14 protein-coding genes are annotated in these 16,640 nt (G+C 49.8%); 6 read left to right on the top strand and 8 right to left on the bottom strand.

Annotated elements, in window-relative coordinates; genetic code table 11:
* Nucleotides 1-8 precede the first annotated feature (8 nt).
* The 4 genes from LKD70_RS13305 to LKD70_RS13290 all read right to left on the bottom strand — a co-directional run bounded on the left by LKD70_RS13305 (nucleotide 9) and on the right by LKD70_RS13290 (nucleotide 6,910).
* Entirely contained in the window at nucleotides 9-539 is a 531-nt protein-coding gene (locus tag LKD70_RS13305; RefSeq protein WP_227708453.1) for an RNA polymerase sigma factor, read from the bottom strand.
* 267 nt (nucleotides 540-806) lie between these two features.
* Nucleotides 807-3,080, bottom strand: a complete 2,274-nt coding sequence (locus LKD70_RS13300) for a hydratase (RefSeq protein WP_227708452.1) — start codon at nucleotides 3,078-3,080, stop codon at nucleotides 807-809.
* Between the two features lie 103 nt (nucleotides 3,081-3,183).
* Nucleotides 3,184-4,350 carry a DUF3810 domain-containing protein gene (locus tag LKD70_RS13295; RefSeq protein ID WP_227708451.1) on the bottom strand — a complete coding sequence of 389 codons (1,167 nt, stop codon included), beginning with the start codon at nucleotides 4,348-4,350 and terminating at the stop codon, nucleotides 3,184-3,186.
* A 7-nt stretch (nucleotides 4,351-4,357) separates the two neighbouring features.
* The gene (locus LKD70_RS13290) at nucleotides 4,358-6,910 is read right to left on the bottom strand and encodes a beta-glucosidase (RefSeq protein ID WP_227708450.1); all 2,553 of its coding nucleotides are present in this window, start codon (nucleotides 6,908-6,910) and stop codon (nucleotides 4,358-4,360) included.
* Nucleotides 6,911-7,206: 296 nt separating this feature from the next.
* On the opposite strand from LKD70_RS13290, the gene LKD70_RS13285 reads away from it, so the two are divergent.
* Genes LKD70_RS13285 through LKD70_RS13260 form a run of 6 tightly spaced genes read left to right on the top strand, consistent with a single transcriptional unit; the run spans nucleotide 7,207 to nucleotide 12,828 of the window.
* The gene (locus tag LKD70_RS13285; protein WP_227708449.1) at nucleotides 7,207-8,115 is read left to right on the top strand and encodes a carbohydrate ABC transporter permease; all 909 of its coding nucleotides are present in this window, start codon (nucleotides 7,207-7,209) and stop codon (nucleotides 8,113-8,115) included.
* Nucleotides 8,112-8,966: a carbohydrate ABC transporter permease gene (locus LKD70_RS13280; protein ID WP_227708448.1), complete on the top strand. Its 855-nt coding sequence runs from the start codon at nucleotides 8,112-8,114 to the stop codon at nucleotides 8,964-8,966. Before LKD70_RS13285 ends, LKD70_RS13280 begins: the two co-directional genes overlap by 4 nt.
* A gap of 47 nt (nucleotides 8,967-9,013) precedes the next feature.
* On the top strand, nucleotides 9,014-10,381 hold the full coding sequence (locus LKD70_RS13275) for an ABC transporter substrate-binding protein (RefSeq protein WP_227708447.1): 1,368 nt from the start codon (nucleotides 9,014-9,016) through the stop codon (nucleotides 10,379-10,381).
* A gap of 33 nt (nucleotides 10,382-10,414) precedes the next feature.
* Nucleotides 10,415-11,215: an HAD family hydrolase gene (locus tag LKD70_RS13270; RefSeq protein WP_227708446.1), complete on the top strand. Its 801-nt coding sequence runs from the start codon at nucleotides 10,415-10,417 to the stop codon at nucleotides 11,213-11,215.
* A gap of 41 nt (nucleotides 11,216-11,256) precedes the next feature.
* A complete protein-coding gene (locus LKD70_RS13265) occupies nucleotides 11,257-12,135 on the top strand; it encodes a sugar phosphate isomerase/epimerase family protein (RefSeq protein WP_227708445.1) in 879 nt (292 codons plus the stop codon).
* A gap of 24 nt (nucleotides 12,136-12,159) precedes the next feature.
* Entirely contained in the window at nucleotides 12,160-12,828 is a 669-nt protein-coding gene (locus LKD70_RS13260; RefSeq protein WP_227708444.1) for an MgtC/SapB family protein, read from the top strand.
* A 72-nt stretch (nucleotides 12,829-12,900) separates the two neighbouring features.
* On the opposite strand, the gene LKD70_RS13255 is transcribed toward LKD70_RS13260, so the two are convergent.
* The 4 genes from LKD70_RS13255 to LKD70_RS13240 form a co-directional block, all read right to left on the bottom strand.
* Nucleotides 12,901-13,689 (bottom strand): GntR family transcriptional regulator, encoded by a 789-nt coding sequence (locus tag LKD70_RS13255; RefSeq protein ID WP_227708443.1) that lies wholly within the window; start codon nucleotides 13,687-13,689, stop codon nucleotides 12,901-12,903.
* A 68-nt stretch (nucleotides 13,690-13,757) separates the two neighbouring features.
* Nucleotides 13,758-14,429 (bottom strand): GGDEF domain-containing protein, encoded by a 672-nt coding sequence (locus tag LKD70_RS13250; protein WP_227708442.1) that lies wholly within the window; start codon nucleotides 14,427-14,429, stop codon nucleotides 13,758-13,760.
* 82 nt (nucleotides 14,430-14,511) lie between these two features.
* Entirely contained in the window at nucleotides 14,512-15,741 is a 1,230-nt protein-coding gene (locus LKD70_RS13245; RefSeq protein WP_227708441.1) for a cache domain-containing protein, read from the bottom strand.
* Entirely contained in the window at nucleotides 15,732-16,640 is a 909-nt protein-coding gene (locus LKD70_RS13240) for a carbohydrate kinase family protein (RefSeq protein ID WP_227708440.1), read from the bottom strand. Before LKD70_RS13240 ends, LKD70_RS13245 begins: the two co-directional genes overlap by 10 nt.

Raw genomic sequence — 16,640 nt, 5'->3', positions numbered from 1 at the left:
CGTCCCTCCTATCCGTCGGCTCTTTCGAGAATCGCCCGCATTTTTTCAAGCGCTCTGCTCTTACGCGAGCGGACCGTTGCCGCGTTTCTGTCCAGCATTCCTGCAATCTCATCGCTCTGGTAGCCTCCGAATACAGAAAACGCCACAATCATCCGTTCTTCCTCATCCAGTGAATTAAATGCGCTCCGCACGTCATGCTGCTGGGCATAGTCCGGCTCCGGATCGGCTGTTTCTTCCTGGTCAGAAATGGAAAATTCCCGGTGACTGTTTCGGATTACTTTCTTACACCTATGGTTGAGGATTGTAAAAATCCAACTTTTGAAAGAATTTTCTTTCTTTAGGCTTCTGATATTTTCAAATGCGGATATAATCGTCTCGCTCACAGCATCCTCTGCATCCTGCGGATGCTGTGTCACATACAGGGCAAACTTATACAGATCTTTGTAAATCTCTGCATAAAGCTGTGAAAACGCCTCTGCGTCTCCCCTCTTCGCTCTCCGGATCAGCTCATGTTCCGGACTGTTCTCGTAATCGTACATCTGCACCCCCTCCTCTCGTGCCGTGGCCGCGCACTGCTGACAGAATCCGATCATTTTTGTACTGATATATATTTTTATTCTGGTATATATAAGAGTCTCTGCAATGGGAATTTGTTGCATGGAATTTTTATTTTTCCGGATAATTTATATTAATTATATAAGAATTGACACCAGGAGCCAGGCCTTACCCAGACCTGGCTCCTATTATAATAAAAAAGTACTGTCACTTTGGCCGGCGGAAATATTCCCCGCCCAAATCCGTCTGTCTTACTTCGCCGCCTTGTAATAGTTAATCAGGCAGCCGTCCAGAATGATCTGTCTCTCCGCGTCTGTGAGATCGCCGAGACGGAGATCGATTTCCTTTAAGTCATCTCCGACAACATACGCCTTGATGACGTCCGCTTTCTCTTCCACCGCTTTTCTCACGTCCGGAACGAAGATATAGTCTCCGTTCTTAAACGGAAGATGCTCGTGGTCAGCGTCTGTGAGGAACGGAAGCATTCCCCAGTTAATCAGGTTGGAACGATAGCGCTTCGTCGCGTACTCGATGGCGATATTCGCCCATCCGCCGAGTACTTTCTGGCAGGACGCCGCCTGCTCACGGGCGGAACCGTCTCCCGGCTTCACCGCAAAGATGGTGCTGCCGACGCCGATGTTTCCTCTTCCAACTTCCGGATATGTCTTCTGGATCGTCTCCATTACAGGCTTAAGCTCTTCAAGGGCATCCAGCGGACATGTATCTGCCTCGATGGCTTTCTGTGCTTTCTGCACTTCTTTCGCTCTTCCAACGTATGCCGGATCTTTTCTTGAGAGCGCGAACTCTGCAAGTCCCAGCGGGTTGGAACGGTAGGAGGAAGTCTCTCCTGACGGAATCAGCTCGTCTGTCGTTGTAACCGGATCATGGATCTCGGATACCACTTTCACGATCAGATTCTCCGGCAGCGCAGACATCGCCGGCCAGTCTTTGATGTTCGGGCCGAACTGAATTTCAACGTCCGGATCTGCCACGCCGTGGCTGTCAAACACGCGGTTTGCGTAAATGTTGCTGTCAAAGTGATATTTCTGTCCCTTGTACTCCACATCCATAGCCGTAGCCGGTGTGAGGTATCCCTTGTTTGCAGCCGTAGCCGCGATAGAACGCGCATCCATAAGCGCAACGGAAGAGATCTGTCCGCTCTGAAGCTTGCTTCCCTCACGGTTCGGGAAGTTTCTCGTTGTGTGACGGATGGAGAAGGCATTGTTCGCCGGTGTGTCTCCCGCGCCGAAGCACGGTCCGCAGAATGCAGTCTTCACAACGGTTCCCGCCTCCATCAGATCGGCTACCGCGCCGTTCTTCACAAGTTCCATATAGATCGGCATACTTGCCGGGTACACGCTGAAAGTAAACGCGTCGGAGCCGATATTGTGTCCTTTAATGATGTCGGCTGCCGCGCAGATATTTTCAAATCCGCCGCCCGCGCATCCTGCGATAATTCCCTGCTCTACATAGAGCTTTCCGTCACGGATCTTGTCCTGAAGGGAATATTCCACCGCGCCGTCCAGGCTTACGAGCGCTTTCTGCTCCACATCGTGAAGGATATCTTTCAGGTTTGCGTTCAGCTCATCGATTGTGTAGACGTTGCTCGGGTGGAACGGCATCGCGATCATCGGTTTGATCTCGCTTAAGTTCACATACACACAGCCGTCGTAGTATGTAACCGCTCCCGGGTTCAGCTCTTTGTAGTCGCCTTTTCTTCCGTGAATCTCGTAGAACTCTTCGATCGTCTCATCGGTTGTCCAGATCGAGGACAGACAGGTTGTCTCTGTCGTCATGACATCGATGCCGATACGGAAGTCAGCGCTTAACTTCTTCACGCCCGGTCCGACAAATTCCATCACTTTATTGTTTACATAGCCATTTTTAAATGTTGCACCGATAATCGCAAGGGCAACATCCTGCGGTCCGACGCCTTTCATCGGCTCTCCGTCCAGGTAGATCGCGATCACGCCCGGCATTTTGATGTCGTACGTTCTGTTGAGAAGCTGTTTTACAAGCTCCGGTCCGCCCTCGCCCATCGCCATCGTTCCGAGCGCTCCGTAGCGGGTGTGGCTGTCAGATCCGAGAATCATCTTTCCGCCGCCTGCAAGCATCTCGCGGGCAAACTGATGAATGACTGCCTGATGAGGCGGAACATAGACGCCGCCGTATTTCTTCGCACATGTCAGACCGAACATGTGGTCATCCTCATTGATCGTACCGCCCACTGCGCAGAGACTGTTATGGCAGTTCGTCAGCACGTAGGGAATCGGGAATTTCTCCAGCCCCGACGCGCGCGCTGTCTGGATGATACCGACAAACGTAATATCGTGGGATGTAAGCTTGTCAAACTTGATCTGCAGGTTGTTCATGTTTCCTGAAGTATTGTGCTCTTTTAAGATGCCGTATGCCATCGTATTCTGAGCGGCTTCTTCCTTTGAAAGAGGAACCTGCACGTTTCCTGTATCTTCGACTATCTCGGCGCCGTTTAAAAGATAGACGCCATTGTCATATAATTTGATCATGTGAAGCCTCCTTAATTGATTTTCTTACTTTAAATAACCACACTGTCTCCATGTGCTTAACAGTGCTATTTTAGCATATTTCAGAAAAGGAGTAAATTGTCAATTACTCGAAATAAGCCACAATCAGATCCACCATCCGGTCATAGCTCTGCACGCCGTCCGCCTGACCGTTGGCTTTCAGATATGTATCGTTCACCCGCCGGGCAGTCTCGGATACCGGGCCCCTGTACGAAGCCCAGAACGCATTGTTCGCCGCCAGATCCGGATCCGCAGCCGTATCAAGAAGCGCTCTTACTTCCTGCCAGCTCTCATAGTCCGCGCGGTACAGGGCATTCATACAGTACACCCAGCCGGACAAATAGCCGCTGTACTGAAAGTCCGTCCGGTCTGAGCCGATGCACGCCAGAAATGCGATGAAATTCGCCTCCTGCTCCTGCATAAACCCTCTTAAGTGGGAGAGTTCATGACAGGTTGTAAAAGGGATGTTATACGCGGTCATGTCCCCGTTATAGTTGGCTTCCACTGTAAACGGGGAATAGACCCCGGTCAGACTCTGATAGGAAAGAATCTCTGACACGATGATCTTCTTCGGCTGCGGATAATAGCCCTCCAGCGCTGAAAATTCTTCCGCCAGAGAATACATGGCGTCCACCGTGCCTTCCCCTTCCGGAGCGTCAAGCCGCATGACTCCGTTTTCATCACGGCTCACTTCATCCGCAAGGCTGTTGACTCCCTCCGTCAGCCAGAGGCAGACTTCCTTTAGCTCTTCCGCCGTATAGTTATATGTAATAATCCCTTCCTCCTCGGAAAACGATCTGCGGTGATAGTTGATTCCGCAGCATACCGTATAGAGGAAGGCAAGAATGCCCGCTGCAAGAAGGATTCCGGAAACCCATGCGGTCACAGCTCTTATCACTGCCGCAGACCGCAGACCTTTTTCCGTCCCCCGCGTCTCTGCCGAAATGTTTTCTTCAGACAGGACTCCTTTCCCTGCCAGCGCCCGGACCACCCGGACGGCAAGAACGCAGAGCGACACGATCAGCGCAGCAAGAAGAAGATACAGGCAGATCTCCGATACGGAGAACGGGAACACGCCCAAGATCCGCCCCAGGCTGCCGACAAAAACCGGATAAATATGCTCCGAATACCACTCCGCAAAATCCGGCGCCTGAGCCGAGAGAATCATCAGGGCAGCGCTGAGTATGAGAAGCACTGCTGCCGCAAGGATTCTCGGGTATATCTTTTTGTCTTTTTTTGTGTCCTGTATCATCTCTTCTTTATTCGTCCTTTTTCTTCGCGGCGTTTTTCTTCCTGTAAGCCTGATAAATCCTGGATTCGACGATTCCCCGCAGCACATTGGCCGAACACCGCTGCAGAGCCGTCACTTCCAGCTCGCCGCTTCTGACTTTTTTCTTAAGCTCCCGCACTGCTCCTCTGCCGCCCGGCATAATCAGATCGTTTCCAGCCTCAATGGCAGCGCTGTGACTTCCCAGCCCCTTGCCGGTGGCGAACCAGTCTGTCATGACAAGACCGCTGAAGCCCCATTCATTTCTCAGCACTTTCGTCAGCAGATCATAGCTGTTGTTTACATAGGTACCGTTCACTTTATTGTAGCAGGACATGACGGACTTCGCCCCGCCTTCTCTCAGTGCAATCCGAAATCCCCTCAGATAAATCTCTCTTAACGCCCGCTCATTTACATTGGCGTTCGTGTGGTTCCGGTTGTCCTCCTGATTATTGCAGCAGAAGTGCTTCACCGTCACAAAGCATCCTCTGCGGGACTGAACTCCCCGGCTTATTGCGGCAGCCATCTTTCCTGTGAGCAGCGGATCTTCAGAATAGTACTCAAAGTTCCGGCCGCAGAGCGGATTTCTGTGGATGTTCATGCCCGGCGCCAGCCAGTAAGTGACGCCGTATGCCTCCATCTCCTTTCCGACTGCTTCCCCGACCTCTTCCAGAAGAGCGGTATTCCACGACTGCGCCAGAGCCGTCCCTGTCGGAAACGATGTGGCAAACTGGTAAACGCACGGCCGTTTCTCCGGGTTTCCGAGCATCCGGTTCCGGATGATATCCGGCAGATAGTTCATAACCGATATCTGAGGCTCCACGCCTTTTACTTTTCCGTCTCTTGTCACCGCGGAAACTTTCTGGAGCCTTAAGCCTGCCGGCCCGTCCGCCAGGCAGATATTGGGGATGCCTTTTTCCAGCAGTTCTCCCGTCGTGTACCCGGCTGCTCCGGGCGCTTCAAAGAAGCGTTTTTGCCCTGTCATTCCGGATCCCACGACCAGCTCGCAGAGATCTCCCACGGAGAGCGGTGCAAGAAGCCGGTCTGTCACAGGAGAAGAGTAACTGTCCGGTTCCTCATAGCTGTGCACGACTTTTTCAATCTCTTCCGCCTTTACATGGATTCTCTCAAGATCCACATCCTCCCGCTCTCCTGTATCGGCAAAGCCGGGAGCCCCGTTTTCCGACGCGTCATTTTCCTGTTCATCGCTTCCGGGCATGGGGATTTCATTTACTCTGACTGCTCTTAAGCACACGTGGTCACATACTTCCGTTACTGCCTCCTGATCGAGCACAAGCACCGCTGCTGCCTCCGTATCTCTGCTCGACGTCCCGAGACGGAGAATATAGTCTCCCGCCTCCAGCACAAAGGAAGCGTCCTCCTCCCTGAAGGAAGCAAGGTCGCTTACGGGGAACCGGAGCACCGCCGTTTCACTCTCCCCGCGCGCCAGCTCTTTCGTCTTCGCAAATGCGGCCAGTCTCTGGTATTCTTTTGCCATGCCGCTCTGCGGGCAGCTCACATAGAGCTGAACAATCTCTTTTCCCGGCCGGCTGCCCGTGTTCGTCACCTCTGCCGTCACCTTCACATAGGAATCGCTCACTTCAGCGGACTGTGCCTTCACGGAAAATGTTGTGTAGGACAGGCCGTACCCGAACGGATACTTTGGCTCTTTGTCATACGTGTCAAAATACCGGTAGCCGACATAGATCCCTTCCCGGTAATACTCTTCCTCTGTATTTCCGTTTAGATAGCTGTACTCCATGGCACAGGGAATATCCTCATACTTTTTCGGCCATGTATCCACCGTTTTGGCAGAAGGAGAGACTTTTCCGCACAGGATATCCGCGAACGCTCTTCCTCCTTCCATCCCCTGCTGTGCCAGATAAACAACCGCATTGATCCCCTCGATTTCATCCAGGAAATTCATGTCAAACACAGATCCTGTGTTGATCACGACAATCAGTTTTTCGTAGTTTGCCGCGCACATGGCAATATTCTGTTTCTCTTCATCGGACAGGGAATACTCCTTTCTTTCAAGTTTGCGGTCCGCTCCCTCTCCCGCCTGCCGGGCAACTACATAGACGCATGTATCTGTCCCGGACTCTTCCACATCCTTCATCGTGACCGGCTGGCCGAACGGATACTGGTAGGGGCTGCTCATAATATTGATGATATCGTCTTTGCGGAAGCTTCTGAGTCTTCTCTGAAATTCCGCCTTATACTCTTCCTCGCCTTTTCTGTACTCTCTGGCATATCCGTCGATCCACTTTTCTGTCGTGACGGTAAATCCCGCCTTTTCCAGTCCTTCCTTCACAGACACCACGCGGCGCTCGTTGACCTCGCCGGAACCGGTGCCTCCCTTGATCGTCATGTCCGCCCCTGCGCCGTAGAGTGCGATTTTCCCCGGAGAAAGCGGCAGTGTCCCGTCATTTTCCAGAAGGACGATTCCCTCCAGGGCCGCCCGGTATGACACTTCCCTGTTTTCTTTTTCCAGTGTGGTTTCCGCATCGGTAAATGCCGTCTTATTTCTGATTTTCATCTTCATGGCTGTTTCCTCCGAACTTTTCCAAGCTTTCATCACAGAAAATGAAAGCGTTCCGATTTCGTTTATATGTATCATACCACAGACAGGGTAATTTTCGCACATAAATGCACAAATATCTTATCCTGATTTAGTATAAATAGCCAAAAAACTTGTATTCTTGTTAATACAAGCAAATTTCGTATTGACACAACTCTGCCTGCATGATACGATTGCATTACATCACAGATGTATTAATATTAATACAAGCATACAATTCATTCCATTCATCAACACACTGTGAAAAGGAGAAGAGAAAAATGGAAAAACAGGCAAGCTTCACAGGGAGGGGAAGAGTGAAGAAGAAAAAGAGGCTGAGCAAACGGATTGAACCGTTTCTGTACCTGGCTCCCGCGTTGATTTTTTTCGTCGGATTTACATATTATCCGTTTGCAAAAACTGTTTTCAGCAGTTTCTTCCTTGTAAATTCCATGGGGGAAATCAGGGAATTTGTCGGTCTTGAGAATTTTATCAGTGTACTCACCAACCCGGCGTTTCTTCAGTCAATCAAGAACACGCTGATCTATGTGGTTATGTCTTCTCCGATCGCGATTTTCATCGCCCTTCTGCTGGCAATGATTGCAAACAGAAAGACGAAGCTGTCGCCGGTCTACGAGATGCTGTACGCAATCACAATGGCTGTTTCCATGTCGGTTGCGGCTATGATTTTCCAGCTGATGTACAATCCGACAATCGGTATTTTAAATTACATTTTCAACACACATTTTAACTGGCTCAACGACAAAAAAATCGCGATGATCGCGCTCAGTCTGATTGCCGTCTGGCTGAATATCGGATACAATTTCCTGTTCCTTCTCTCGGCAGTCCGCGGGATCTCATCGGATCTGCTTGAGAGTGCTGACATCGACGGAGCGAATTTTTTCCAGAGAACATTCAAGATTATTGTTCCCATTATTTCGCCCACTGTGTTTTATCTGATCTGCAACTCGCTTGCAAAGAACATGATGATGTCAGGGCTGGTGCTCATACTGACGCAGGGCGCGCCCCAGGGCTCCACGGAGACGATGATCTCCTTTATGTACAAACAGTCCGTGAACAACTTGAACTACAACGATGGATACGCGGCGGCAATCATTGCCTTTATCATCACTTCCATCGCCATGGCGTTCAGCTTTTCATTTGAAAAGAAAGGGGTGCATTACAATTGACAAACGCATACAACCCAAAACATTACAAAAGAATCAAAACTGCAAAGAGTGTGGCGTTTCAGATTTTTGCGCTGCTGGTCGGACTGATTATCGTCTTCCCGATCATCTACGCACTGTGCATCTCGTTCATGCCGTCTGATCAGATTTTGAGCATGCCGCCCAGACTGATCCCGGAAACGATCACTCTCGAGCATTATAAAAAGGCGCTCGAATCCACCATGCTGGGACGGTACATGTTAAACTCCCTGATCCTGGCCGGCGTATCTTCCGTTATCCGCGTGATCACAGCAAGCATGGCTGCATTTGCCTTCTCATTCTTCGAATTCAGAGGAAAAAGTTTCCTCTTCGCATTCGTAATGGGAACCATCATGATCCCCGGGGATGTTGTTCTGATCACAAACTATCAGACGGTGGCAAACCTCGGACTGGTCAATACCTATCTCGGAATGATGATCGTGTTTATGGTTTCGGCAATGAATATTTTTATCATGAGACAGAACTTTCTGACGTTCTCAAAAGATGTAAAAGAAGCATCAGAAGTAGATGGATGCAGCAACTTCCGCTTTTTCGCAACCATTCTGCTTCCGTTAAATAAACCAGTTTTAACAACTGTCTTTATTTCCGCATTCATCAGCACATGGAATACATACCTGTGGCCGATGCTTGTGACAAACGACGATGCGATGCGCACCGTCCAGGTAGGCGTAACAATGCTGAACTTCCCGGAGGGAACAGTTTACGGTCCGATTATGGCAGCATCAATCCTTGTACTGCTGCCCGTGGCGGTAATGTTCATCATCTTCCGGAGACAGATCGTAGGCGGCCTTATGGGCGGAGCGGTAAAAGGCTGACAGGCCTGAAAAACTCTGAAAAAGCAAAAGGCAAAGGAGAAAGAAAAATGAAAATGAAAAAAGTGATCAGTCTCGGACTGGCAGCTGCAATGACGGTCTCCCTTCTGACCGCATGCGGACAGACAACAGAAGAATCAAGCACATCATCGGACGGAAATGTACAGATCGAATACTGGCACACCATGTCCGGAGTCAACGGCGAAGCCATGGAGGCGGTTGTAAACACATTTAACGAAACCGTCGGCGCTGAAAACGGAATTACAGTAAAAAGTGTATACCAGGGCGATGACGTAAGCGAAAAGCTGAAAACGCTTGCTCAGGCAAACGACACGAAGAACTTCCCGAATGTGGCTCAGATCGTAGGCGCCGGAGTTCCGTCAGCTCTGGATTACGAACAGCTGATCAAAGTAGAGGATATGTACGAGAAAGGTGAGAATATCACCGTGGCAAAAGAAGATCTGGACGAGCACTCTGTGAGAGCCTTCTCCTATCAGGATGAGCTGATCTGTATGCCGTTTAACGTATCCAGTATTCTGCTTTACTATAATAAGGATATGTTTGAAGAAGTAGGCCTGGATCCGGAGAATCCGCCGCAGACAATCGCAGAGATGGCTGAAGCATGTGAAAAACTGCTTGTCAAGGACGGAGATACTGTGACAAGATACGGTCTGAATGTAGCTGTTCGCCGCTACCAGCTTGCAAACTGGATCGGAGGACAGGGCGAGTATAACTTCTTCGGAAACAACGAAGGCGGACGTGCCGGAATGATGACAGAAGTGACCTTCGGTGAAGACGGATCACTCGACAAGTTCCTGACCGAATGGCAGAAAGTCGTTGATACAGGCGCATACAAAGAAGTAGAGGACAACATCAACGAGGAGTTCTCCATGGGTCTGTTCGGAATGGCGATTATGTCATCCGCACGTATCGGAACAATCGACAGCCTTGTAGGCGACAAGTTCGAGTGGGCGACAGCTCCGCTTCCGAAAGTAGACGCAGCAGACACAGGCGGAACAGCAGTCGGCGGATCCTGCCTTGCAATGTTTGACAAGGGCGACGAGGCACAGGTTGACGCATCCTGGATCTTTACCCAGTATCTGGCATCTCCGGAAGCACAGATCGCATTTGATACAGCGACAGGATATCTCCCGGTCAACACAAAAGTCTATGACGAAGCAGATATGCAGACTTACATGGAAGAGAACCCCAACTACACAGTTGCGGTAGACCAGATGCGCAATTCAAATGTAAATGTTCAGGAACCGTTTGACATCATCAACTGGGAGCTTGATGAGATCATCAAGAACAATATGGCGGAATTCGGCGCCGGCAACCAGGACAAAGACACGACCTGCACGAATATCGTGGAGCAGTGTAATGAAAAGCTGGCCGAATACGCGAGAGCAAATGGCTGAAAATGAAAATGTAAATGTAAACGAGGTGGCGAAGTGATCAGACTTGTAATCAGTGATATGGACGGTACGCTTATTGACAGGGACGAAATTCTTACGGATAAGGCCATAAAGATTGCTGAAGAACTGAAGAAAAAGAACATACTGTTTACGATTGCAACAGGAAGAGCGGAATGCATGGCCAGCGATTATGTAAAGAAAATGAAGATTCAGATCCCTTACATCGCGTGCAACGGGGCTACGATCATGGAAGGCGACACCGTACTTCAGCGGAAGCAGATTCCGCTGAAGGGCCTCAGGGCCCTGATGGAGAAAGCTGACTCCATGAATATGTCGCTTGTCTACACCGCTGACGGAAAAGAAAGCATATACCGCGAGACTCCGTGGATCCGCAGGCAGCAGAAGGAATTCAACCGGTATTTTCACATCCACGTCCCGACAGAATATGAATGGAAGCATCTTATGATCGACAAGCTTATGATCATGGACGAGACCCGAGAGGGAGCGATTGCCATTCTGGAAGATATGTGCCGGGAACTGCCCGACATATACGGCTTTACACGGTATACAAACAAATCTGTAGAGGTCGTCAGCCGGGACTCAACAAAGGCATCCGCCTTAAAATCCGTGGCCACTCTTCTGGATATACCGCCGGAAAGCATTCTTGCGGTCGGCGATCACCAGAACGATATCGAGATGCTCCGGTACTCCGGAATCGGCGCTGTAGTCGGCAACGCAACCGAAGACGCAAAGCACGCCGCGGATTATGTGGCGTCAGGACGGTGTATCGACGGAGTGCAGGAGATTGTAGAAAAATTCTGTGAGATCACTGTCTGAAAGATTCATAAAAAAAGTAATTCAGCCAAAGGGAGCTTATCATGAGATTATCGACTTCAACATGTATCTATTTCAACAGACCGGACGGGACAAAGGCACAGATCACAGACTCGGTGGAGCGCTGCGCGAAGGCTGGGTACCGGGTGCTGGACATGAATTTCCACGACTGCTGTGTGTTCGACACGCCGTTTAAGTCCGACAACTGGGAATCTTGGATCCGGGGAATCCGGAAGAAAGCAGACGAACTCGGAATAGAATTCTCTCAGGGACATTCCCACTTCTATAACTTCTGCGATCCGGCCGTCCCGAACAGGGATGAGCTGGACGAGTACATTAGAAGAGGGATTCTCGCCGCGTCCATTCTCGGCATCCCGTGGCTTGTGATCCACGCGGCAACTGATTTTGATTCTGCCACTCCTCTTAAGTCCTCGAAAGAAAAGACGATGGAGTATCTCAAGTCCGTGCTGGAACTTGCGGCAGAGCACAATGTGGGAATCGCCATAGAAAATCTGTGGGAGATGAATATTTCCCCGAAGAGGCGCTATACCACGACCGCGGAAGAAGTCGTTGATCTGGTGGACACCCTGTCGAAAGATTTCGATAATGTAGGTGTGTGCTGGGATGTGGAGCATTCCGGGATCATGCATCAGGATATCCGCAAATCGCTGAAACTGGTGGGAGACCGCCTGAAAGCAACGCATATTTCAGACTATATTGACATCCATGAAGACCACCTGCTGCCCTTCAGCGGCCACATAAACTGGCCGGAAGTCATGCAGGCACTCCGGGATATCCGATACCAGGGTGATTTTACCTACGAAATACACCGCTACACAATGAGGCTTCCCGATGAGCTTGTTCAGTCCGCTCTGGAGCACAGTGTAAAGGTTGGAAATTATCTGCTGAATCTTTCATTTTAGACTTTTCAAAAAGGAGTCCTGCCGATGGAAATGATCTGGAAAGAACTTGCAGTACAGGGGGAGCTTTTCCTGCGGCTCCTGGCAGCCTGTATTCTCGGATGCGCTATCGGCTTTGAACGCAAAAACCGGAACAAAGGCGCTGGTATGCGCACCCACACACTTGTCTGCCTGGGCGCTGCACTGATGATGATTATCTCAAAATATGGCTTCCAGGACGTTCCGGGCAGCGACGGTTCCCGAATGGCTTCGCAGGTCGTAAGCGGAATCGGATTCCTTGGAGCCGGAATTATTTTTGTCAGAAATAATTCCATAAGCGGTGTTACTACCGCGGCGGGAATATGGGTGGCCTCAGGAGTCGGCATGGCTGTCGGAGCCGGTCAGTATTTCATCGCAGTATCTTCTGCGCTTCTTATGATCGGTGCCCAGATCGTAATGCACCGTGTGCGCTTTCTTGCGCAGGAGCCTTACCGCTGCGGACTTCGGATCACATGTACGCACAGCTCCAGGATTATGCAGGAATTGGAAGAACTTCTGAAAAAAGAGAAAATCGAAGTCGTGTCGATGCAGGTAAAAAAGGAGAAAGGGAAAGAAACCAGGATAGAGATGGAGATTATTTATCCCGGCGGATACGACAAACTAAATCTGCTGGAAACGCTTCAGAAACAGGAAGCCATACTCTCTGTCAGAGGATAGCTGTCCCTTCGCAAAAAAGACAGGTTCTGTTTTTCAGAGCCTGTCTTTTTTGCGATTGTATCAGTACATTCATCAGATCCTCGGCATCGCCGGCTGCATGATAAATTCTCCGTTGTCCCTGGCAAGAGAAATACGGAATCTCACTCTGTCCCCAAGCCAGTAAGTATTGGAATACTCAAGCGGTCTTCCGTTGTCCAGGCGTGAGAGCCCTTTGATCAGGATCAGCGTTGAGTCATATGTGGCGTCCAGAAGTTTTATTTCATTCATCGTCGGCCTGACTGTCTCGAGAACATCATCCACATGAACGGCATTCAAATGGTAACGTTCTGTTATCGTCTTCGACAGGGAATTGTTAATCAGTCCCTCTTCTTCCAGTCCCGGAACCAGATCTGCGGGAAGCCAGGATTTTCCAATGGCGATCGGCTTCTCGTCCAGATAAAACAGTCTCTTAAAATAGACAACCGCGCTGCCCGGCTCCAGCTCCAGTGCCCATTCCACAGCCTTATACGTGTCCGGGAACTTTACAATCTCAAGGACTTCTGCGCGCATCCGCTGTTCTCCCTGCAGTTCGTAGTTACCTGTAACCAGAGAATACTTCAGTTCATGAAGAAACTGGCTCGGGTTTTCGTTTACGAAGGCGCCCTTTCCCCGGTATCGTTTTATAATTCCGTCCTTTTCCAGTTCTGCCAGGGCCTGACGAATCGTCACCCTGCTGAACTCATACTGCTGTACAAGCTCATTTTCAGATGGAATCTGCCCGTTCATTCCCCATTCCCCATGAATAATCCGACTTCTCAGATCTGCTGCCACCTGATAGTATACAGGGACTGGAGAATCCCGGTTAATACTCTTGTTTCCCATTTGCTGGATTCTCCTTTTCAATACTGGTATTAAAGTTAATACAACTATATCCTGTGTACGATAAAATGTCAATATCTCCCCGGTCTCTTCCTCCGGTCATGTGGCCCCTGCTCATAATATTCTCTCTTCATTTTGTACATCTTCTTTTCCGCAGATTTGATCATATCTCCCATCGAGGAAACATCTTTTCTGTATTCCGCCCCATATGAAATATGATATCCTTCCTTTTCCAGCAGCTCTGCCATTTCCCCGCACAGGCGCAAGACTGATTTCTCCTCCTGCTCCGGCACAAATACTACAAACTCATCCCCGCCGACCCGGTAACTGTACTTTGTTCCAAATCTGCTTTTTAACTGCTCTGCAACCGATTTAAGCATCCTGTCTCCCGCCTCATGTCCCCGGGCATTATTCAGCTCATGGAGGCCATCGGCATCCATATATATACATATCAGCGATTTCCAGAAACCTCTTCCGAGACCAGGAATATCCGCCTCGTATCTGTTTCTGTTATAAAGTCCAGTGAGTACGTCTTTCTCTCCCTGTTCACGGATTGTACTGTATGTGCTGAAGTTATGGAAAAACATCCCGAAACTGAACTCAACGCTTTTAAGAAGAGCAATGTCCAGGTGCCTCTTAGTTGTATTGAATACAGCCAGCAACGCGCATATTCTTCCGTCCATTTCCTTTACGGGTATTGCAATTATATTTTTAATTCCCGGCACCGCCAGCCCCGGAAACATCCCTCTGATCTCCTCCGGGCTGTATGCCTCAAAACTTTCATTTCCGTTTTCAAAATATCCATAAAGACTGTCTCTTTCCTCTTTATACGCGGCTCTGCTCTGTTCCGCCGCATTTTTTTTTATCTCCGTTTTTCTCCTCTCTTCTCCATATATAGGACTTTTCCGCATAAGGAAGTCCCGAAATGCTGAAAACAACTCTCTGCGCGCCTGTAATCCCGCCGATCTTTTCAAGCGCCCTGAGAAGATTTTCTTCTTTTTCGTGAGCCGAAAACAAAAGCTTTTCCACCTCATATATGTACTGAATCATATCAAGCTGTCTCTGTTTTTCATTTGTCTCCCGGCGGACATAGTGAATCATCCAGAAGAAATAAAAGAGAAAAGCCAAAGCCTCAAAACAGAGGAACCCATTTAGTATGACGCTGATTTTATCCGCATTTTCAAAAACGATATGCTCCGGTACAGATAGAGCAATCCTCCACTCGTTGACAGCAATCGGCTCATAATAGAAATACAGATTCTCTCCGATCGTCTCCGAGGCAAAAACAACGTATCCCTCACTTCCGTCTGTCACTCCCTGTTTCAGACTTTCATGGTCATATCCCGGAGCCATTTGTCTTTTCCCCAGTTCCCAGATGTTGCCGCCGGGATCATTATGCCACGTATCTACCAGGAAGTCCCCGCTGTTTCCGTCTATAATATAAATCGCGGCATCTCCGCCGTACGGCGCTGCCGTCACCTTCTCCGGAAGATTTTCCAGTTCAATAACGCCATACATCATAGCAACTGTTTCTGCTCCGCGCACAATCGGAACATAACTTCTGACGACGTATGCCTCCCTGTTCTCCAGATCCCGTTCCCTGTCACTTACGTGTGTTCCCTTCGCCTCTTCCTTCTCAAATGAAAGCAGACCTTCCGCCGTTATACTTTTTCCGTCTTTCAGCACCACATCTCCGGGAAGAAGAATTTCTATCCTTGAAATCATTCCTACCGAATCGAAAGCATTGAGCATATCCCACAACTCCTGCGACGACAGATCTTCATATCCGGAAGCAGCCGACGCCAGCACCTCAATCTGTTCCCTGTCATCCGCCACACTCTCGGAAATATCTTCCGCGATATTTCCCGCTTCCTCATGAAGACGTTCAAAAGCTTTCTCCTCTTCCATCTGTTTAATCGTTCCCGTCACTGCGGCAGAGACGGTAAACGCCAGAATAATGAGCAGTGCGGTAACCGTCATCGGTCTTTTCCACCGAGGTCTTCCCCCATTTTTCATTTTTACCCTTTCCGTGACGTTTTCATTGTTCATAGCCACTCTGAGGCTCCCGCCACTGCCACTGCCTTTGCACCGCACTTATTTGCAAAGGCCGCACACTCCCTGAGTGTTTTGCCCTCTGAAAGCGCATAGATAAATCCTGCCGCAAAGCTGTCTCCGGCACCGGTCGTGTCAATACACCGCGCACCTTCCACAGCCGGCATCCACATTCTCTCGCTGTCGCTTAAAACATAGCATCCTCTCTTTCCGCACTTGACCACCACTGTGCCGGCTCCTGCACTTTTCAGTTCCGCAGCCGCCAGTTCCGCGCTGTCCGCTCCGGTCAGAAGCATTGCCTCCTCCTCATTCGGAAGAAGATAGTCTACATATTTCAATGCGCACGCAATGTCTTTTACTGTCTCATTATTCTTTCGCTTCGTCATATCCGCGCACACAATCTTTCCCTGGGACTTTGCCCGTGAAAAAATCGTCCGAAGCTCCTCTGCGCCGATCCGGGGGAACACAAAGATACTTGCAAAACAGAATATCCGGGCGCTCTCGGGAAACGGCATATGAATATCTTCCACTGTAAGCCTGCGCAGCGTGCTCTTTGGATTCGTCAGGAAATGCCGCTCTCCGTCCGCAGTTACGAGAACAACATTGATCCCTGTGTCAATCCCCTCCCGCACACAGTCCTCCGGCAGTTCAATCCCGTGTTCTGCGCAGTGTGTTCTTATATATTCCCCCGCTCTGTCTGCTCCGATGATCGTCTCAAGTCTCACCTTTTTACCGAGTTTGGCCAGAACCGTGGCTTCATTGAGCGCATCCGCACCGACAGACATGCGGATCTCCTCCGCCGGGGATGATCCTGTCTGAAACACACCGGCATCCGCCGGGCGGACAATCACATCTATAATCGAGGCGCCTGCTATTATGATATCTGGATTCCTGTTCTGCAT

The organism is Ruminococcus turbiniformis (assembly GCF_020687545.1).
In the GTDB taxonomy this organism is placed as follows: Bacteria; Bacillota; Clostridia; order Lachnospirales; family Lachnospiraceae; genus Mediterraneibacter; species Mediterraneibacter turbiniformis.
This window is presented reverse-complemented; position numbering and strand designations above follow the sequence as displayed.

What these genes read in the sequence shown, in the direction of transcription:
- LKD70_RS13305 (WP_227708453.1), bottom strand. Translation starts at nt 539, where the DNA reads ATGTACGATTACGAGAACAGTCCGGAACATGAGCTGATCCGGAGAGCG.
- LKD70_RS13300 (WP_227708452.1), bottom strand. Translation starts at nt 3,080, where the DNA reads ATGATCAAATTATATGACAATGGCGTCTATCTTTTAAACGGCGCCGAG.
- LKD70_RS13295 (WP_227708451.1), bottom strand. Translation starts at nt 4,350, where the DNA reads ATGATACAGGACACAAAAAAAGACAAAAAGATATACCCGAGAATCCTT.
- LKD70_RS13290 (WP_227708450.1), bottom strand. Translation starts at nt 6,910, where the DNA reads ATGAAGATGAAAATCAGAAATAAGACGGCATTTACCGATGCGGAAACC.
- LKD70_RS13285 (WP_227708449.1), top strand. Translation starts at nt 7,207, where the DNA reads ATGGAAAAACAGGCAAGCTTCACAGGGAGGGGAAGAGTGAAGAAGAAA.
- LKD70_RS13275 (WP_227708447.1), top strand. Translation starts at nt 9,014, where the DNA reads ATGAAAATGAAAAAAGTGATCAGTCTCGGACTGGCAGCTGCAATGACG.
- LKD70_RS13265 (WP_227708445.1), top strand. Translation starts at nt 11,257, where the DNA reads ATGAGATTATCGACTTCAACATGTATCTATTTCAACAGACCGGACGGG.
- LKD70_RS13260 (WP_227708444.1), top strand. Translation starts at nt 12,160, where the DNA reads ATGGAAATGATCTGGAAAGAACTTGCAGTACAGGGGGAGCTTTTCCTG.
- LKD70_RS13255 (WP_227708443.1), bottom strand. Translation starts at nt 13,689, where the DNA reads ATGGGAAACAAGAGTATTAACCGGGATTCTCCAGTCCCTGTATACTAT.
- LKD70_RS13250 (WP_227708442.1), bottom strand. Translation starts at nt 14,429, where the DNA reads ATGTTTCCGGGGCTGGCGGTGCCGGGAATTAAAAATATAATTGCAATA.
- LKD70_RS13240 (WP_227708440.1), bottom strand. Translation starts at nt 16,640, where the DNA reads ATGCAGAACAGGAATCCAGATATCATAATAGCAGGCGCCTCGATTATA.